An 18,992-nucleotide genomic window follows, 5' to 3' on the forward strand; every position below is an offset into this window, starting at 1 on the left:
CAGGTTTCTTGTGGGAGGGGCCAAGCGTCCCGTTAACCACTTTTGAAGGAGGTGTCTTACATGGCAAAAAAGGTAATCAAAATGGTAAAACTGCAAATTCCTGCAGGTAAAGCGAATCCGGCGCCGCCAGTAGGTCCAGCATTGGGTCAAGCAGGTGTCAACATCATGGCATTCTGTAAAGAATTCAACGCTCGTACCGCTGACCAAGCTGGTCTGATCATTCCGGTTGAAATTTCGGTATTTGAAGACCGTTCCTTTACGTTTATCACCAAAACTCCACCGGCTGCAGTTCTGCTTCGCGTAGCTGCTAAAATCGAGAAAGGTTCCGGCGAACCTAACAAGAAAAAGGTGGCAACGGTTAAACGTGACAAGGTTCGTGAAATCGCTGAAACCAAAATGCCTGACCTGAACGCCGCTTCCGTTGAAGCTGCTATGCGCATGGTCGAAGGTACTGCCCGCAGCATGGGCATCACGATCGAAGACTAATTTTATTTTCGGTTTTTCTGCGACAACCGGTCATATGGGCCGGTATATGTGGGAGGAATTTCCGTTAAAACCACAAAGGAGGAACAAACATGGCGAAACATGGTAAGAAATATGTTGAAGCTGCCAAGCTGATTGACAGCGAAGCATTTTACGAGCCAGCAGAAGCCGTTGAGCTTGTGAAGAAGGCTGCGACTGCCAAATTCGACGAAACCGTTGAAGTTGCAGTTCGTTTGGGCGTAGACCCACGTAAACAAGACCAAGCCGTTCGCGGCGTCGTTGTCCTGCCTCACGGCACGGGTAAAACGCAGCGCGTGCTGGTATTTGCAAAAGGTGACAAAGCGAAAGAAGCGGAAGCGGCTGGCGCGGATTATGTTGGCGATCAGGACATGATCAACAAAATCCAACAAGGCTGGTTCGAATTCGATGTCTGCGTAGCTACACCTGACATGATGAGCGAAGTCGGTAAACTGGGCCGTCTGCTCGGCGGTAAAGGCCTCATGCCTAACCCTAAAGCAGGTACGGTTACATTCGATGTTGCCAAAGCGGTTCAAGAGATCAAAGCGGGTAAAATCGAATACCGTCTGGATAAAGCAGGTCAAATTCACGCTCCAATCGGTAAAGTATCCTTTGATGCGGCGAAACTGAATGAGAACCTCAAAGCTCTCATCGACGCCCTCAACCGTGCTAAACCGGCAGCTGCAAAAGGCGTTTATCTGAAAGGGATCGCAGTATCCTCGACGATGGGCCCAAGCGCTCGCGTGAACACAGCTTCTTTCAGATAAGAAAATAACGTTGACTTCCGTCGCGTTATCTGATAATCTGTAAAAGTTGTTGTGAAAGAACTGACCCACTAAAGTTGAATATGCTTACCGTAGACAGTAGGTGCCCCATAAAGGCTTAATTTCCTACCGAGGTGTTGTGATAGAATAAGGATGGTTGCTCCTGACGTTCGTGTGGACAATCATCGTTTATCAGGCCTTCGTGATTCTACGGAGGCTTTTTACATGCCTAGAATCATTAGGGACGGGAAGCAAGTCAGACTTTTCATCCAAACGATTGCAGTACATGTTCCGGCCGTCTTCGGACACCGGACAGCGAAACTTTCAGGAGGTGTGAACATTGGCAAACGCAAAAGTGATTCAAGCGAAACAAGAAGCAGTGGAAGCAATCACGGCTAAACTGCGCGGAAGCGCAACAACCGTCGTTGCCGACTACCGTGGATTGAACGTTGCCCAAGTGACCGAACTGCGTAAGCAGCTTCGCGAAGCCGGCATCGAATTCCAGGTTCTCAAAAACACATTGCTGCGTCGCGCTACCGCTGCTGCCGAGCTGTCAGAACTGGACGAAGCATTGACCGGTCCTACAGCGATCGCGTTCAGTGGTGACGATGCCGTGGCTCCAGCGAAAATCCTTAACGATTTTGCTAAGAAAAACGATGCATTGAAATTGAAAGGTGGCGTGGTCGAAGGCCGTGTCGTTGGCGTTGACGAAGTCAAAGCGCTGGCGGAACTGCCATCCCGCGAAGGTCTCCTTTCCATGCTCCTCAGCGTGCTTCAAGCTCCTGTGCGCAACTTCGCGCTTGCAGTTAAAGCCGTTGCAGAGAAAGAAGAACAAGGCGCGTAAGCACCTGTTGCTTCAGGCAATATGAAATACAACCACAAAAACTTTAATTATAAAATGGAGGTTTAACCATGAGTAAAGAGCAAATCTTGGAAGCAATCAAAGGCATGACTGTTTTGGAACTGAACGATCTGGTTAAAGCAATCGAAGAAGAATTCGGCGTAACTGCTGCAGCTCCAGTTGCTGTAGTAGGCGGCGCTGCTGGCGGTGCTGAAGCTGCTGAGCAAACTGAGTTCGACGTAATCCTGGCTAACGCTGGCGCTTCCAAAATCAACGTTATCAAAGCGGTTCGCGAAATCACTGGCCTCGGCTTGAAAGAAGCTAAAGACCTCGTTGACAACGCACCAAAACCACTGAAAGAAAAAGTGGGTAAAGAAGAAGCTGACTCCATCAAAGCTAAATTGGAAGAAGCAGGCGCTACTGTAGAAGTGAAGTAATTCCTTCTTGCGCTGTGAATGAACATAACAAACCCCTTGAAAATTCAAGGGGTTTGTTTTTGTAAAGGGCTCTCCCTTGATTGAAATGAAGCCAAACGGGAGAATCTGTAAAGAAAAGACGAGAAGATGCGGAGGGATGGCATGTCACAGCATTATTATTCGAACCAGCCGGAAGCCGGCCACGATCGGCGCGAGCTGACGGAAAAACTGCGCGGTCAGACCTTCCGGTTTATAAGCGACGCCGGCGTATTTTCGAAAAAAGGGGTCGACTACGGGAGCAAAGTGCTGATCGAAGCGATGGATATTCCAAACCATGCCGAAGTTTTGGACGTGGGCTGCGGGTACGGCCCGATCGGTTTTGCGGCAGCGAGGCTTGCCGGCAGCGGTCATGTGACCATGCTTGACGTGAACTCCCGTGCGGTAGCCCTGGCAAAAGAAAACGCAAAGCTGAACGGCATTCAAAACGTAACCATTCTCGAAAGCGATTTGTTTGCGGCTGTCCAAGGGAAAACCTTTGACGTGGTGCTGACCAACCCGCCGATCCGTGCCGGGAAAGAAACGGTGCATACGATTTTCGAACAGGCTTATGCGCATTTGAAAAGCGGAGGTTCTTTGTGGATCGTCATTCAGAAGAAGCAGGGGGCGCCTTCCGCGAAAGCGAAGCTGGAAAGTCTCTTTGGTCAAGTCGAAGAAGTGACGAAGGATAAGGGGTACCGGATTTTTAAGGCTACAAAAACTTCTCAATGAATTGCAATAGGACTATTGACTTGGAAAAACTGATGTGATATTATTATAAAATGTCAGTATTAGGATAGGCTTCTTGTCTTTAGTTGGCTGAAATGTCAATAGTTTTTATGCGGAGAGATGCATAAACAAGAGCATGTTCACGTATAATATGTACATTTTGGGCAAATCTACAGGATATGAAGCCACTTCCGTGTTTAGCTAGGAAGACCATGGATAAGTTGCTCTTTGTTCGAAAGCATTCGGGTAAGGGCTTTTCTTTATTTGTGGATGAATCCTCTGCATGAATCCATTATAAGGTTCCAAACAGAGGTTCGCAATCAATTTTTGAAGTGAGTAGACATGAGGGGTGAGTTAAAGTTGGCAGGACATCTTGTTCAGTATGGTCGACGCACTCGGCGAAGTTATGCGCGAATTAATGAAGTACTTGAGGTTCCGAACCTGATCGAAATCCAACAAAAATCATACGAATGGTTTTTGGAGGAAGGATTGCGCGAAATGTTCCAGGATATCTCGCCAATTCAGGATTTTACGGGAAATTTGGTGCTGGAGTTCATTGACTACAGCCTTGGTGAACCGAAATACACCGTCGATGACGCGAAGGAACGCGACGTGACGTATGCGGCGCCTTTGCGGGTGAAGGTGCGGCTCATCAACAAAGAAACCGGAGAAGTCAAAGAACAGGAAGTATTCATGGGTGATTTCCCTCTGATGACGGAAACCGGTACGTTTATCATCAATGGCGCAGAACGGGTCATTGTCAGCCAGTTGGTACGCTCTCCTAGCGTCTACTTCAGCACGAAAGTCGATAAAAACGGCAAAAAGACCTACACCGCGACGGTCATCCCGAACCGCGGCGCATGGCTTGAACTGGAGACGGATGCGAAGGACATCATGTATGTCCGTATTGACCGTACCCGCAAAATTCCGGTTACCGTTTTGCTGAGAGCGCTTGGTTTCGGCAGCGACGCCGAAATTTTGGACCTGCTCGGTAACGACGAATATATTCGCAACACACTTGACAAGGACAACACCGACTCGACGGAAAAAGCGCTCATCGAGATTTACGAACGCCTCCGTCCGGGCGAACCGCCTACGCTGGACAATGCGAAAAGCCTCCTCGTAGCGCGTTTCTTCGATCCAAAAAGATATGATCTGGCCAATGTCGGCCGTTATAAAATCAATAAAAAGCTGCACATCAAAAACCGCCTGTTCAACCAGCGTCTTGCCGAATCGCTGATCGATACCCAAACGGGCGAAATCATCGCGGAAGCCGGACAAATGGTTGACCGCCGTTTGCTGGACGAGATTTTGCCGCATCTGGATACGATGGTCGGCCACAAAACCTACCATGTATCCAACGGCGTGCTCGATGCCAACGACATTCCGCTGCAAACGATCGACGTGTTCTCGCCGATCGAAGACGGCAAAGTCGTGAAAGTCATCGCGAACGGCAACATCGACAAATCGGTGAAGCACATTACGCCTGCTGATATTATTTCCTCGATCAGCTACTTTATTAACTTGCTGCACGGCATCGGCAACACGGACGACATCGACCATCTGGGCAACCGTCGTCTCCGTTCCGTCGGCGAATTGCTGCAAAACCAGTTCCGTATCGGCTTGTCCCGTATGGAACGCGTAGTCCGCGAAAGAATGTCGATCCAGGACGCGAACGTGATCACGCCGCAGGCTCTGATCAATATTCGTCCGGTTATCGCTTCGATCAAGGAGTTCTTCGGTAGCTCCCAGCTTTCGCAGTTTATGGACCAAACGAACCCGCTTGCGGAATTGACGCATAAACGCCGTCTGTCCGCGCTCGGACCGGGCGGTTTGACGCGTGAGCGCGCGGGCTTCGAAGTCCGCGACGTCCATCACAGTCACTACGGCCGGATGTGTCCGATCGAAACGCCGGAAGGTCCGAACATCGGTTTGATCAACTCCTTGTCCACGTTCGCCCGCATTAACGAGTACGGCTTCATCGAAGCTCCATACCGTTGGGTCGATCCGAAGACGGGCGTGGTCACCGATCATATCGACTACCTGACGGCCGACGAGGAAGACAACTATGTCGTCGCCCAGGCGAACGCGGCGTTGAACGAAGACGGAACGTTTGCGGAAGATATGGTTATCGTTCGTTACAACAAGCAGTCCGACAACATTTTGCCGATGCCGAGCGACCGGGTCGATTACATGGACGTATCTCCAAAGCAGGTCGTATCCGTCGCGACGGCTCTCATTCCGTTCCTCGAGAACGACGACTCCAACCGTGCGCTCATGGGATCGAACATGCAGCGTCAGGCGGTGCCGCTGCTCGTGCCGAAAGCTCCGCTGGTCGGAACCGGCATGGAGCACAAAGCCGCGAAGGATTCGGGCGTATGTATCGTTTCCAAGCACGACGGCATCGTGGAACGTTCCAGCGCAGACGAGATTTGGGTACGCCGGATCGAGACTGTGGACGGCAAAGAAGTCAAAGGCGATATCGTTAAACATAAATTGCACAAATTTATGCGTTCCAACCAAGGAACATGCATCAACCAGCGTCCGATCGTCAAAAAAGGCGACATCATCAAAAAAGGCGACATCCTGGCGGACGGACCTTCCACCGAAATGGGCGAACTCGCTCTCGGACGCAACGTCGTCGTTGCATTCATGACTTGGGAAGGCTACAACTACGAGGATGCCATCCTGCTGAGCGAGAAGCTGGTTAAAGAGGACGTGTACACTTCGATCCACATCGAGGAATACGAGTCCGAAGCCCGCGATACCAAGCTTGGACCTGAAGAAATCACCCGCGACATTCCTAACGTAGGTGAAGATGCGCTCAAGAACCTTGACGAGCGCGGCATTATCCGCATCGGTGCCGAAATCAGCGCCGGCGACATCCTGGTCGGTAAAGTAACTCCGAAAGGCGTAACGGAACTGACTGCGGAAGAACGTCTCCTGCACGCGATTTTCGGCGAAAAAGCCCGCGAGGTTCGCGACACGTCCCTTCGCGTACCGCATGGTAGCGACGGCATTATCGTTGACGTCAAAGTGTTTACCCGCGAGAACGGCGATGAGCTGCCTCCTGGCGTAAACCAGCTGGTTCGCGTGTACATCGCCCAGAAGCGTAAAATTTCCGAGGGCGACAAAATGGCCGGACGTCACGGCAACAAAGGTGTCGTGGCCCGGATCCTTCCGGAAGAAGATATGCCGTTCCTGCCGGACGGCACGCCTGTACAGGTCGTGCTGAACCCGCTCGGCGTACCTTCGCGGATGAACATCGGGCAGGTGCTAGAAGTCCATTTGGGCTTTGCGGCCATGCAGCTCGGCATTCACGTGGCAACGCCGGTATTCGACGGAGCCAACGAATACGACGTATTCGACACGATGGAAGAAGCAGGCATGCAGCGCAACGGTAAGACCGTGCTGTATGACGGCCGTACCGGCGAGCGTTTCGAGCGCGAAGTTACCGTCGGCGTCATGCACATGATCAAACTCGCGCACATGGTTGACGATAAAATCCATGCCCGTTCCACGGGTCCTTACTCTCTCGTTACGCAGCAGCCTCTGGGCGGTAAAGCTCAGTTCGGCGGCCAGCGCTTCGGGGAGATGGAAGTGTGGGCGCTGGAAGCCTACGGCGCAGCGTACACGCTCCAAGAAATCCTCACCGTCAAATCCGACGACGTGGTTGGCCGGGTGAAGACGTACGAATCGATCGTCAAAGGCGAAAACGTTCCGGAACCGGGCGTTCCGGAATCGTTCAAAGTCTTGATCAAAGAGCTCCAGTCTCTCGGTATGGACGTGAAGATCCTGAGCGGCGACGAGCAGGAAATCGAGATGAAAGAGCTCGATGACGACGATGATACTGCAGGCGATAAACTAAGCCTCAATTTGGAAGGCACGGAAGTCGGAGTAGAATAAGTTCGTGGATGGACGGCGGACGGGGCAAACCCGTCTGCCTCATTCGCGGATTAAATCAATAGGACTAGGAGGGTTGCTCCTTGTTGGACGTAAACAATTTCGAATTCATGAAAATCGGGCTTGCATCCCCGGAAAAAATTCGTTCATGGTCCCGCGGAGAAGTAAAAAAACCGGAAACCATCAATTACCGTACGCTGAAACCGGAGAAGGAAGGCCTGTTCTGCGAACGGATTTTTGGACCGCAAAAAGACTGGGAATGCCATTGCGGCAAATATAAGCGTGTCCGTTACAAAGGCGTAGTCTGCGACCGCTGCGGCGTCGAAGTGACCCGCTCGAAAGTGCGCCGTGAACGGATGGGCCATATTGAGCTGGCAGCTCCCGTTTCCCATATCTGGTACTTTAAAGGCATTCCGAGCCGTATGGGTCTCGCTTTGGATATGTCGCCAAGATCTCTCGAGGAGATCATCTACTTTGCATCTTATGTCGTTACGGACCCAGGAGATACGCCTCTGGAGAAGAAACAGCTTCTGTCCGAAAAAGAATACCGCAGCTACCGTGAAAAATACGGCTACGGATTCCAAGCGGGCATGGGCGCCGAAGCCATCAAAAAGCTGCTTCAAGATCTGGACGTGGAAAAAGAGCTCGAATTCCTCAAAGAAGAGCTCCGCACCGCTCAAGGCCAACGCCGCAACCGCGCGATCAAACGCCTTGAAGTGATCGAAGCGTTCCGCAATTCCGGCAACAAGCCGGAGTGGATGATCATGGACGTCCTTCCGGTCATTCCTCCGGAACTTCGTCCGATGGTACAGCTGGACGGCGGACGTTTTGCAACGTCTGACTTGAACGACCTGTACCGCCGCGTCATCAACCGTAACAACCGTCTGAAACGCCTGCTTGATCTGGGCGCTCCGGACATCATCGTGCAAAACGAAAAACGGATGCTGCAGGAAGCGGTAGACGCCTTGATCGACAACGGCCGCCGCGGCCGTCCTGTTACTGGTCCGGGCAACCGTCCGCTCAAATCCCTCAGCCATATGCTGAAAGGTAAGCAAGGACGTTTCCGCCAAAACCTGCTCGGTAAACGCGTCGACTACTCCGGCCGTTCCGTTATCGTCGTAGGTCCGTACCTGAAAATGTATCAGTGCGGCCTGCCGAAGAAAATGGCTCTTGAGCTGTTTAAACCGTTTGTCATGAAAGAACTGGTCAACAAAGGCCTTGCTCATAACATTAAAAGCGCGAAGCGCAAAGTGGAACGCGTAAGCCCGGAAGTATGGGACGTGCTTGAGGAAGTTATCAAGGAACATCCGGTACTGCTGAACCGTGCCCCTACGCTTCACCGCTTGGGTATTCAGGCATTCGAACCGATTCTGGTCGAAGGCCATGCGATCCGTCTGCATCCGCTCGTATGTACGGCGTACAACGCCGACTTCGACGGCGACCAAATGGCGGTGCACGTACCGCTGTCCGCCGAAGCTCAAGCAGAGGCGCGTCTGTTGATGCTCGCATCCGGCAACATCTTGAACCCTAAAGACGGCAAACCGGTCGTTACCCCTTCCCAGGATATGGTCCTCGGTTCCTTCTATCTGACGATGGACAACAAGGAAGAAAAAGGTTCCGGCATGATTTTGGGTTCGATCAACGAAGCGGTTTCCGCTTACCAACGCGGATCGGCAGGTTTGCATGCGCGTGTTGCCATACCGGTTAAAGCGCTCGGCAAAACCAGCTTTACCGAAAAACAGCAAGACGCGATGCTTATGACGACGGTCGGACGCATCATTTTCAACGAAATTTTCCCAAGCAGCTTCCCGTATATCAACGAAGCGACCCGCGACAACCTGTTCAACGGTACGCCTGAGAAATATTTCGTTTACGAAAAAGGCGCGGACATCCGCGAACGTATGAACGAGCTGCCTGTAAGCAGCGCTGTCGGCAAGGAGTACCTGGGCCAAATTATCGCCCGCTGTTTCGAAATTTACCATACGACGGAAACCTCCGTTATTTTGGATAAAATCAAACAACTCGGATTTACGTATTCGACCCGTGCCGGCGTAACGGTTGCGGTGGCGGACGTTATCGTGCCTGACGAGAAACAAGAGATCCTGAAAGAATCCGAAGAGAAGGTTGCGGTCGTTACCAACCAGTACCGCCGCGGTCTGATCACCAACGAAGAACGTTACGACCGGGTTATCGACATTTGGTCCAAAGCCAAGGACGATATTACGGACGTCCTCATGAAATCGATGGATCGCTTCAACTCCATCATGCTCATGGTCGACTCCAAAGCGCGGGGTAACAAATCGCAGATCACTCAGCTCGGCGGTATGCGGGGTCTGATGGCCAACCCGTCCGGCCGGATCATCGAACTCCCGATCAAGTCGAACTTCCGCGAAGGCCTGACCGTCCTCGAGTACTTCCTGTCCACTCACGGTGCCCGGAAAGGTCTGGCGGATACGGCACTTCGTACGGCGGACTCCGGTTACTTGACCCGCCGTTTGGTCGACGTTGCCCAGGACGTGATCGTTCGCGAGGAAGATTGCGGTACGGATAAAGGCATCACAGTTAGCCGTATCCAAGACGGTAAAGAGATTATCGAGGATCTTTACGACCGCATCGAAGGTCGTTACTGCTTCGAAACGGTTCGCCATCCGGAAACGAACGAAATTTTGGTGAACCGCAACGAGCTGATCGACTCCGATAAAGCGAACCTGATCGTGAACTCCGGAATTACGAAACTGCAAATCCGCTCCGTGCTCAGCTGCCGCGCCCGCCATGGCGTATGTAAGAAGTGCTACGGACGAAACCTGGCTACAGGCAAATTCGTGGAGATCGGCGAAGCAGTCGGCATCATCGCCGCGCAATCCATCGGTGAACCGGGAACCCAGCTTACCATGCGTACGTTCCACACCGGTGGTGTCGCAGGGGACGATATCACGCAAGGTCTTCCGCGTATCCAGGAGCTGTTTGAAGCCCGTAATCCGAAAGGTCAGGCGACAATCAGCGAAATCGACGGCGTAGTTAAGGAAATTCGCGAAGCGAAAGACCGCCGCGAAATCGAAATTCAAGGCGAAGCCGAAACCAAGGTGTACTCCGTCACTTACGGTTCCCGTTTGCGCGTACAAGAGGGAATGGAAATCGAAGCAGGCGACGAGCTCACCGAAGGTTCGATCGACCCGAAAGAAATGCTGCGCATCAAAGGTATCCGCGGCGTGCAGAACTATATCCTTCAGGAAGTTCAGCGCGTTTACCGGAACCAGGGCGTAGAAATCAACGACAAACACGTCGAAGTCATGATCAAGCAGATGCTGCGCAAAATCCGTATCGTCGATGCGGGAGATACGCCGCTTCTGCCGGGATCGTTCGTCGATATTTACGAATACGAAACGGCCAACAAAGAAGCGATTCTTTCGGGCAAAGAACCGGCTGTCGCAAAACCGGTCCTGCTCGGTATTACGAAAGCATCGCTTGAAACCGACTCGTTCCTGTCCGCAGCTTCCTTCCAGGAAACGACCCGGGTACTCACCGACGCCGCCATCAAAGGCAAAGTCGACCAACTGCTCGGCCTGAAGGAAAATGTCATCATCGGTAAGCTGATCCCTGCGGGTACCGGTATGAACCGTTACCGCAACGTCAGATTCGATGACCCGAACGCGGAAGAAGACAGCTCGAAAGAGCTGGAAACGGCTAACGTAGAATAACGTTCCAAACAAAAGCGGCCTGCGAGGGCGGACGGTTTGAGCGACCGCTCTCGCAAAAAGCTTTTTTTGAATGATTTTCCTAGCGAAAATTAATAGCGGATCTCCTTGACATCGGCGAATGCAGGTGCTAATATATCAAAGGTGCGTGAGTAGCAACATCCCTGTGCTTTTGGAGGAATCGTTAAGATGTCTAATGATAAAGGATTACAGGATGCTCATGTGAAAATCGGGGCCAAACAGACCATGAAACTTGTGGAGCTGGGCCAAGCCGCAGAGGTTTATGTGGCTGAGGATGCGGAATACCGGCTTATTTCGAAGATTGAAGCTCTGTGCAATAAGCACGGCGTGAAGATCACCTATGTGGACACCATGCAGCATTTGGGGAAAGCATGCGGAATCGAAGTGGGCGCAGCCATGGCTGCCATCGTGAAACCATAGTGATATGGAAAGCAAGTTCATACGGTAAGAAACGTTTTTGTTAGATAAGCCCGGCTTATCTCGGCAAAAACTTTTCATTTGTTCTTTTATGAACCGCCTGGGTCTGTGGACTTAAAAAGAGGTTTGTAAGGAGAATGAACATATTGGAAGGGGGTGGCTAACAATGCCAACAATTAACCAACTGGTTCGCAAAGGACGTCAAGCAAAAATCTACAAATCGAAGTCCCCTGCTCTGCAGAAAGGATACAACGCTTTGAAGCGTGAAGATACGGATTTGAGCGCTCCTCAAAAACGTGGGGTTTGCACCCGTGTAGGTACGATGACTCCGAAAAAACCGAACTCCGCACTTCGTAAGTATGCCCGTGTTCGCTTGACGAACCGCATCGAGGTGACAGCTTACATTCCGGGAATCGGTCACAACCTGCAAGAGCACAGCGTGGTATTGGTTCGCGGTGGACGGGTAAAAGACCTTCCGGGTGTACGTTACCATATCGTTCGCGGCGCGCTTGATACGGCTGGTGTAAACAACCGCATGCAGGCTCGTTCCAAGTACGGCGCTAAGCGTCCAAAAGCAAAAAAATAAGCGGAAAGCCGCTTTAGTAAATTCATGACGTAAGAAAGGGGGATATCCATGCCACGCAAAGGTCCAGTTGCCAAAAGAGACGTGCTGCCAGATCCGGTGTACAACAGCAAGCTGGTTACTCGTCTGATCAACCGCATCATGCTGGATGGTAAGAGAGGTGTTGCTCAAAGCATTCTTTACAACGCGTTCAACCTGATTCAAGAACGTACGGGTAAAGATCCTATGGAAGTGTTTGAAGCAGCCATCAAAAATATCATGCCAGTACTGGAAGTTAAAGCTCGCCGTGTCGGTGGTGCGAACTACCAGGTGCCTATCGAAGTGAAGCCAGAAAGACGTACGTCTTTGGGTCTTCGTTGGCTCGTAAACTACTCCCGCACCCGCGGTGAGAAAACGATGGAAGAGCGTTTGGCTGCAGAGATCATCGATGCATCCAACAACACAGGCGCTTCCGTCAAGAAACGCGAAGACACGCACAAAATGGCTGAGGCAAACAAAGCGTTTGCTCACTACCGCTGGTAGGATTCAGTTCATCATATATTACACTTCAATTTTGAAGGGAGACTATTTTCATGGCAAGAGAGTTCTCCTTGAAAAATACACGTAATATCGGGATCATGGCGCATATTGACGCTGGTAAAACCACCACCACAGAACGGATCTTGTTCTACACAGGCCGTACGCACAAAATCGGTGAAGTACACGAGGGTGCGGCTACGATGGACTGGATGGAGCAGGAACAGGAGCGCGGGATCACGATTACTTCCGCTGCGACGACCGCTTCTTGGAAAGGCCACCGCGTCAATATCATTGATACCCCAGGGCACGTTGACTTCACTGTTGAAGTTGAACGTTCCCTTCGTGTATTGGATGGGGCAGTAGGCGTTTTCAGTGCGAAAGAGGGCGTTGAGCCTCAGTCTGAAACCGTATGGAGACAGGCTGACCGTTACGGCGTACCACGGATCGCATATGTAAACAAAATGGATATTATCGGTGCCGACTACCTGAACGTTGTTAAGGATATGCGTGAACGTCTGCAAGCGAACGCGGTTGCGATTCAATTGCCGATCGGCGCAGAAAACGACTTCAGAGGCATCATCGACCTGATCGAACAAAAGGCTTATATGTACAAAGACGATCTGGGTCAAAACATCGAAGAAACCGAAGTTCCAGCCGAGTTCAAAGACAAAGTCGAAGAACTTCGCGCTGAACTGATCGAGAAAGTGGCAGAACTCGACGAAGAATTGACGATGAAGTATCTGGAAGGCGAAGAAATCACCGTTCCTGAACTGAAAGCAGCACTTCGTAAGGGTGTTGTAGAAGTTAAGATCTTCCCGGTTGTCTGCGGCTCTTCTTACCGCAACAAAGGGGTTCAGCTTGTGCTGGACGCTGTTGTTGATTACTTGCCTGCTCCTACGGACGTTCCTTCGATCCAAGGTCATCTTGAAGACGGAACCGAAGTTGAACGCCACTCTTCCGACGAAGAGCCGTTTGCGGCTTTGGCATTCAAAATCATGACAGACCCTTACGTTGGTAAATTGACATTCTTCCGCGTATATTCCGGTATTCTTCAGTCCGGATCTTACGTATTGAATGCTACCAAAGGCAAACGTGAACGCATTGGCCGTATTCTTCAAATGCATGCGAACAGCCGTCAAGAAATCACTGAAGTTCACGCTGGTGATATCGCGGCTGCCGTAGGTTTGAAAGATACGGGCACGGGCGACACGCTTTGTGACGAAAAAGCTCCGGTAATTCTCGAATCGATGAACTTCCCTGAACCGGTTATCGAGATTGCCGTTGAACCTAAAACCAAAGCCGACCAAGATAAAATGGGCGTTGCTTTGGGCAAATTGACAGAAGAAGATCCTACGCTGCGCGCTCATACGGATGAAGAAACCGGTCAAACGATTTTGGCTGGTATGGGTGAACTTCACCTCGATATCATCATCGACCGCATGCGTCGCGAATTCAAGGTAGAAACCAACGTGGGTAAACCACAGGTTGCTTACCGCGAAACCTTCCGTCAACCTGCTCGCGTCGAAGGCAAATTCGTTCGTCAGTCCGGTGGTCGTGGTCAATACGGTCACGTATGGGTTGAGTTCGAACCTTTGGAGCCAGGTACGGGCAGCCAGTTCGATAGCAGAATCGTCGGTGGCGCCGTTCCAAGAGAATATATCCAGCCTGCACTGAATGGTATCGAGGAAGCCATGAAGAATGGTGTACTCGCCGGCTTCCCGCTTGTAGACATTAAAGCTACAATCGTAGACGGTTCCTACCATGATGTCGACTCCAATGAAATGGCGTTTAAGATTGCCGGTTCCATGGCGCTTAAAGCAGCTAAGGACAAATGTAGTCCTGTTCTGCTCGAGCCAATCATGAAAGTCGAAGTTACGGTCCCTGAGGAATACATGGGCGACGTAATGGGTATGCTCAACTCCCGCCGTGGACGGATCGAAGGTATGGATTCCCGTTCCGGTGCTCAAATCATCCGTGCGAAGGTGCCTCTGTCCGAAATGTTCGGATACTCGACGACACTTCGTTCCGGTACCCAAGGACGCGGCGTGTTCTCCATGGAAATCTCCCACTACGAAGAGGTTCCTAAGAACATCGCTGAAGAGATTATCTCCAAGTCCAAAGGCTCTGCCGAGTAATAAGTTTTTCGTTTTTAAGACTGGCCGGACCATCAACATCCAAGAAACCCTGCATAAATGCCGGCCAGCATAAACATACACATTTATTCCATTTAAGGAGGAATTGTTCAAAATGGCAAAGGCTAAATTTGAACGTACTAAACCGCACGTTAACATCGGCACGATCGGTCACGTTGACCATGGTAAAACTACTTTGACTGCAGCGATCACAACTGTATTGTCCAAAAAATACGGTGGCGCTGCCGTAGCATTCGACCAAATCGACAAAGCTCCAGAAGAGCGCGAACGCGGTATCACGATCTCTACTGCACACGTAGAATACGAAACTCCTGCTCGTCACTATGCACACGTTGACTGCCCAGGACACGCCGACTACGTTAAAAACATGATCACCGGCGCAGCTCAAATGGACGGCGCAATCCTGGTTGTATCCGCAGCTGACGGCCCAATGCCGCAAACTCGCGAACACATCCTGTTGTCCCGCCAAGTAGGCGTTCCTTACATCGTTGTATTCTTGAACAAATGCGACATGGTTGAAGACGCTGAACTTCTTGAACTGGTTGAAATGGAAGTACGCGATCTCCTGAGCGAATATGAATTCCCAGGCGACGACACTCCAATCATCCAAGGTTCTGCTCGTGAAGCTCTGCAAAACCCAGACGGCGAGTGGGCTGAAAAAATCGTTGAAATGTTCAACATCATCGACGAGTACATCCCAACTCCAGAACGCGACACTGACAAGCCTTTCCTTATGCCAGTCGAAGACGTGTTCTCCATCACTGGACGCGGTACCGTTGCTACAGGCCGCGTAGAGCGTGGAACAGTTAAAGTCGGCGACGAAGTTGAAATCGTTGGTATCGCTGAAGAAACGAAGAAATCCGTCGTTACGGGCGTTGAAATGTTCCGTAAATTGCTTGATTCCGCTCAAGCAGGCGACAACATCGGTGCTCTTCTTCGCGGTGTAGACCGTAAAGAAATCGAACGCGGTCAAGTACTTGCTAAACCGGCTTCCGTAAACCCGCACACTGAGTTTACTGCTCAAGTTTACGTACTGACTAAAGAAGAAGGCGGACGTCACAAGCCTTTCTTCACTGGATACCGTCCACAGTTCTACTTCCGTACAACGGACGTAACTGGTATCATCAACCTGCCAGAAGGAACTGAAATGGTTATGCCTGGCGACAACATCACTGTAACTGTACAACTGATCTCCCCAATCGCGATCGAAGAAGGAACGAAATTCTCCATTCGCGAAGGCGGACGTACGGTTGGCGCTGGTGCGGTAGCAAGCATCATCAAGTAATGATCCTAGAATGAATTCGCTTTTTTGAAGCTTAAGAATTCTTCGATTTCAAATAAAGGCGCAAGCCTTACGATATGCAACATTGTGCTGGAACGAGTAACATTGTGATGTAAACGCAAGGATCGCAAAAGGCGCTTCTTTTTCCGGGAAGTGCCTTTTGCTTTTTTTCATATTAAAGCTTGCATTACGCCCATTCTTTCTATATAATAGTGAATGTTGTTCTGAGACGTTGCGATGATGTGAGAGGTTACTGACACACCCGGCCCCTTTGCCATGGAGCAGTGTGTTAGAAAATTTTCACGGAGTATGTCCGATACCAAATTGGGCGATAGAAGGAGGGACTAAAATGGCAAAGCAAAAAATTCGTATTCGTTTGAAAGCTTACGATCACAGAATTCTTGATCAATCCGCTGAGAAAATCGTTGAGACTGCGAAACGTTCTGGTGCAGGTGTATCCGGACCGATTCCGCTTCCGACTGAAAAACAAATCATTACCATTCTCCGTGCGGTACACAAGTATAAGGATTCTCGGGAGCAATTCGAAATGCGCACTCATAAGCGCCTGATCGACATTGTGAACCCAACTCCACAAACTGTGGATGCTCTTATGCGCTTGGACCTGCCGTCCGGTGTAGATATCGAAATCAAACTGTAATTTCCGAATCAAAGGGATTAAGAAGGGAAAAGAGGTGTCAACATGAAAGGTATCTTAGGAAAAAAACTCGGAATGACTCAAGTATTTACCGCTGAAGGTAATGTAATTCCTGTAACTGTAGTGGAAGCAGGTCCTTGCGTTGTTCTGCAAAAGAAAGATGTCGAGAACGATGGATACGAAGCGATTCAAATCGGTTTCTCCGACAAAAAAGAGAAAAGTGCCAATAAACCGGAAGCAGGACATGCCAAAAAGGCTAATACTGCACCTAAGCGCTACGTTCGCGAAATCCGCGGTGTTGACCTCGGAGCATACGAGGTTGGCCAAGAGCTGAAAGCTGACATTTTTGCGGAAGGCGAGTATGTTGACGTAACTGGCACGTCCAAAGGTAAAGGTTTCCAAGGCGTTATCAAACGTTGGGGACAAAGCCGCGGACCAATGGCTCACGGTTCCCGTTACCATCGCGGACCTGGTTCCATGGGCTCCATTCAAGCAAACCGTGTTCCTAAAGGCAAACACCTTCCAGGACATATGGGTCATGTGACCGTTACGGTTCAAAAGCTTGAGGTTGTTAAAGTTGACGCAGAACGCAATGTGCTGCTGATCAAAGGCGCCATCCCAGGCCCTAAAAACAGCTTCGTGAAAATTAGTGAAACGGTGAAAAAATAATCACCTAAGGAAAGGAGGAACAATAAATGCCAAAAGTATCCGTGTTTAACGTTAGCGGAAGCCAAGTTGAAGAATTGGAACTGAACGAAGCGGTATTCGGTATTACGCCAAACGTTCATGTCATGAACCAAGCGGTATTGCTGCAAAGAGCATCTTTGCGTCGCGGTACGCATAAAGTGAAAGGCCGTTCTGAAGTACGCGGCGGCGGACGTAAGCCTTGGAAACAAAAAGGCACAGGCCGTGCTCGTCAAGGTTCGATCCGTGCACCACAATGGAAAGGCGGCGGTACTGTGTTCGGCCCAACGCCACGCAGCTACTCGTTCAAGCTTCCTAAGAAAGTTCGTCGTCTGGCGATCAAATCCGCGTTGTCTTCCAAAGTGATCGACAACAACATCATCGTTCTGGATGCACTTGCGTTGAACACTCCTAAAACCAAGGAATTCGCAACCATCCTGAACAACCTGAAAGTGGAACGCAAAGCTCTGATCGTGGCTCCTAGCTATGATGATAATGTGGCTCTTTCCGCTCGTAATATTCCTGGTGTGAAATTCGTAGCGGCAGACGGCATTAATGTTCTTGACGTACTTCTGTACGACAAGCTGATCATTACGAAAGAAGCAGTTCAGAAGGTAGAGGAGGTGCTCGCGTAATGAAAGACCCTCGTGATATTATCAAACGTCCGGTGATTACGGAACGTACGGCCGACTACATGAGCGACATGAAATACGCTTTTGAAGTTGATATCCGTGCCAACAAAACCGAGATCAAGCAAGCCGTTGAGTCTATTTTCAAAGTGAAAGTGACTAACGTTAATACTATGCGCGTCCCAGCGAAGCCAAAACGTTATGGCCGCTACAACGGTTACACGACCGAGTGGAAAAAAGCCATCGTAACGCTGAGCCAAGACAGCAAGCCGCTTGAGTTTTTTGAATCTGTAGAGTAAGGAGGAGTAAACGTGCCTATTAAAAAGTATAAACCGACTTCCCCGGCAAGACGTAACATGTCTGTCTCTACGTTCGAAGAGATCACGACAAACCAGCCGGAGAAATCGTTGCTTGCGCCGCTGAGCAAAAAAGCCGGCCGCAACAACCAAGGTAAAATTACTGTTCGTCACCACGGCGGCGGACATAAGCGTAAATACCGCATCATCGATTTCAAACGTACGAAAGACGGCATACCAGGTACCGTTGCTACGATCGAGTATGATCCGAACCGTACTTCCAATATCGCTCTGATCCACTATGCAGACGGAGAGAAACGTTACATTCTCGCTCCAAAAGGTCTGAAAGTCGGAGATAAGATCGAATCCGGCCCTAACGCCGACATCAAAATCGGTAACGCGCTTCCGCTGGAAAACATTCCGGTAGGTACCGTTATCCACAACATCGAACTGCAGCCAGGCAAAGGCGGACAATTGGTTCGCGCTGCCGGTACGGAAGCTCAGCTTCTTGGTAAAGAAGAAAAATACGTATCCGTACGTTTGTCTTCCGGCGAAGTTCGCAAGCTTCTGAAAGTTTGCCGCGCAACGATCGGTTCCGTGGGCAACGGAGACCATGAATTGGTCAAAATCGGTAAAGCAGGCCGCAGCCGCTGGCTCGGACAACGTCCTGAAGTTCGCGGTGTCGTCATGAACCCTAACGATCACCCTCACGGTGGTGGTGAAGGCCGCGCTCCAATCGGACGTAAATCGCCTATGTCTCCATGGGGCAAACCAACCCTTGGTTACAAAACGCGTAAAAAAGGAAAAGCTTCTGACAAATATATCGTTCGCCGCCGCACAAAATAATGCACGCTGTGCATAACTTTGT

17 protein-coding genes and 1 other annotated feature are annotated in these 18,992 nt (G+C 50.5%); all 17 genes read left to right on the forward strand.

The genetic code is table 11. The annotated features are described in order from the left end of the window. The first annotated feature begins 60 nt into the window (after positions 1-60). On the forward strand, positions 61-486 hold the full coding sequence (gene rplK / locus RJP21_RS28215) for a 50S ribosomal protein L11 (protein ID WP_036712539.1): 426 nt from the start codon (positions 61-63) through the stop codon (positions 484-486). 89 nt (positions 487-575) lie between these two features. Further along, entirely contained in the window at positions 576-1,268 is a 693-nt protein-coding gene (gene rplA / locus RJP21_RS28220) for a 50S ribosomal protein L1 (protein WP_160045365.1), read from the forward strand. A 69-nt stretch (positions 1,269-1,337) separates the two neighbouring features. Further along, positions 1,338-1,498, forward strand: a sequence feature (ribosomal protein L10 leader region). A 107-nt stretch (positions 1,499-1,605) separates the two neighbouring features. Further along, positions 1,606-2,109: a 50S ribosomal protein L10 gene (gene rplJ / locus RJP21_RS28225; protein WP_160045366.1), complete on the forward strand. Its 504-nt coding sequence runs from the start codon at positions 1,606-1,608 to the stop codon at positions 2,107-2,109. Positions 2,110-2,177: 68 nt separating this feature from the next. Further along, on the forward strand, positions 2,178-2,543 hold the full coding sequence (gene rplL, locus RJP21_RS28230) for a 50S ribosomal protein L7/L12 (RefSeq protein WP_160045367.1): 366 nt from the start codon (positions 2,178-2,180) through the stop codon (positions 2,541-2,543). Between the two features lie 141 nt (positions 2,544-2,684). Next, positions 2,685-3,290: a class I SAM-dependent methyltransferase gene (locus RJP21_RS28235; RefSeq protein WP_310862212.1), complete on the forward strand. Its 606-nt coding sequence runs from the start codon at positions 2,685-2,687 to the stop codon at positions 3,288-3,290. 357 nt (positions 3,291-3,647) lie between these two features. Further along, positions 3,648-7,193, forward strand: a complete 3,546-nt coding sequence (gene rpoB, locus RJP21_RS28240) for a DNA-directed RNA polymerase subunit beta (RefSeq protein WP_310862213.1) — start codon at positions 3,648-3,650, stop codon at positions 7,191-7,193. 80 nt (positions 7,194-7,273) lie between these two features. Beyond that, positions 7,274-10,888 carry a DNA-directed RNA polymerase subunit beta' gene (gene rpoC / locus RJP21_RS28245; RefSeq protein ID WP_310862214.1) on the forward strand — a complete coding sequence of 1,205 codons (3,615 nt, stop codon included), beginning with the start codon at positions 7,274-7,276 and terminating at the stop codon, positions 10,886-10,888. A gap of 186 nt (positions 10,889-11,074) precedes the next feature. After that, positions 11,075-11,326: a ribosomal L7Ae/L30e/S12e/Gadd45 family protein gene (locus RJP21_RS28250; RefSeq protein WP_160045371.1), complete on the forward strand. Its 252-nt coding sequence runs from the start codon at positions 11,075-11,077 to the stop codon at positions 11,324-11,326. 163 nt (positions 11,327-11,489) lie between these two features. Further along, entirely contained in the window at positions 11,490-11,909 is a 420-nt protein-coding gene (gene rpsL / locus RJP21_RS28255) for a 30S ribosomal protein S12 (RefSeq protein WP_036712553.1), read from the forward strand. A gap of 48 nt (positions 11,910-11,957) precedes the next feature. Next, entirely contained in the window at positions 11,958-12,428 is a 471-nt protein-coding gene (gene rpsG, locus RJP21_RS28260; protein ID WP_160045372.1) for a 30S ribosomal protein S7, read from the forward strand. A 50-nt stretch (positions 12,429-12,478) separates the two neighbouring features. Continuing rightward, positions 12,479-14,560: an elongation factor G gene (gene fusA, locus RJP21_RS28265; RefSeq protein ID WP_160045373.1), complete on the forward strand. Its 2,082-nt coding sequence runs from the start codon at positions 12,479-12,481 to the stop codon at positions 14,558-14,560. Positions 14,561-14,672: 112 nt separating this feature from the next. Further along, on the forward strand, positions 14,673-15,863 hold the full coding sequence (gene tuf, locus RJP21_RS28270; RefSeq protein WP_160045374.1) for an elongation factor Tu: 1,191 nt from the start codon (positions 14,673-14,675) through the stop codon (positions 15,861-15,863). A 346-nt stretch (positions 15,864-16,209) separates the two neighbouring features. Further along, a complete protein-coding gene (rpsJ, locus tag RJP21_RS28275) occupies positions 16,210-16,518 on the forward strand; it encodes a 30S ribosomal protein S10 (RefSeq protein WP_005544556.1) in 309 nt (102 codons plus the stop codon). 42 nt (positions 16,519-16,560) lie between these two features. Continuing rightward, positions 16,561-17,184, forward strand: coding sequence for a 50S ribosomal protein L3 (gene rplC / locus RJP21_RS28280; RefSeq protein WP_160045375.1), 624 nt, complete (start codon positions 16,561-16,563; stop codon positions 17,182-17,184). 26 nt (positions 17,185-17,210) lie between these two features. Continuing rightward, entirely contained in the window at positions 17,211-17,834 is a 624-nt protein-coding gene (gene rplD, locus RJP21_RS28285) for a 50S ribosomal protein L4 (RefSeq protein WP_310862215.1), read from the forward strand. Continuing rightward, positions 17,834-18,127, forward strand: coding sequence for a 50S ribosomal protein L23 (gene rplW, locus RJP21_RS28290; RefSeq protein WP_160045377.1), 294 nt, complete (start codon positions 17,834-17,836; stop codon positions 18,125-18,127). Before rplD ends, rplW begins: the two co-directional genes overlap by 1 nt. Before the next feature lie 12 nt (positions 18,128-18,139). After that, positions 18,140-18,970, forward strand: coding sequence for a 50S ribosomal protein L2 (rplB, locus tag RJP21_RS28295; RefSeq protein ID WP_160045378.1), 831 nt, complete (start codon positions 18,140-18,142; stop codon positions 18,968-18,970). Positions 18,971-18,992 lie beyond the last annotated feature (22 nt).

The organism is Paenibacillus sp. VCA1 (genome assembly GCF_031583795.1).
Lineage (GTDB): Bacteria > Bacillota > Bacilli > Paenibacillales > Paenibacillaceae > Paenibacillus_AQ > Paenibacillus_AQ albilobatus.

What these genes read in the sequence shown, in the direction of transcription:
- rplK (WP_036712539.1), top strand. Translation starts at nt 61, where the DNA reads ATGGCAAAAAAGGTAATCAAAATGGTAAAACTGCAAATTCCTGCAGGT.
- rplA (WP_160045365.1), top strand. Translation starts at nt 576, where the DNA reads ATGGCGAAACATGGTAAGAAATATGTTGAAGCTGCCAAGCTGATTGAC.
- rplL (WP_160045367.1), top strand. Translation starts at nt 2,178, where the DNA reads ATGAGTAAAGAGCAAATCTTGGAAGCAATCAAAGGCATGACTGTTTTG.
- RJP21_RS28235 (WP_310862212.1), top strand. Translation starts at nt 2,685, where the DNA reads ATGTCACAGCATTATTATTCGAACCAGCCGGAAGCCGGCCACGATCGG.
- RJP21_RS28250 (WP_160045371.1), top strand. Translation starts at nt 11,075, where the DNA reads ATGTCTAATGATAAAGGATTACAGGATGCTCATGTGAAAATCGGGGCC.
- rpsL (WP_036712553.1), top strand. Translation starts at nt 11,490, where the DNA reads ATGCCAACAATTAACCAACTGGTTCGCAAAGGACGTCAAGCAAAAATC.
- rpsG (WP_160045372.1), top strand. Translation starts at nt 11,958, where the DNA reads ATGCCACGCAAAGGTCCAGTTGCCAAAAGAGACGTGCTGCCAGATCCG.
- fusA (WP_160045373.1), top strand. Translation starts at nt 12,479, where the DNA reads ATGGCAAGAGAGTTCTCCTTGAAAAATACACGTAATATCGGGATCATG.
- tuf (WP_160045374.1), top strand. Translation starts at nt 14,673, where the DNA reads ATGGCAAAGGCTAAATTTGAACGTACTAAACCGCACGTTAACATCGGC.
- rpsJ (WP_005544556.1), top strand. Translation starts at nt 16,210, where the DNA reads ATGGCAAAGCAAAAAATTCGTATTCGTTTGAAAGCTTACGATCACAGA.
- rplC (WP_160045375.1), top strand. Translation starts at nt 16,561, where the DNA reads ATGAAAGGTATCTTAGGAAAAAAACTCGGAATGACTCAAGTATTTACC.
- rplD (WP_310862215.1), top strand. Translation starts at nt 17,211, where the DNA reads ATGCCAAAAGTATCCGTGTTTAACGTTAGCGGAAGCCAAGTTGAAGAA.
- rplW (WP_160045377.1), top strand. Translation starts at nt 17,834, where the DNA reads ATGAAAGACCCTCGTGATATTATCAAACGTCCGGTGATTACGGAACGT.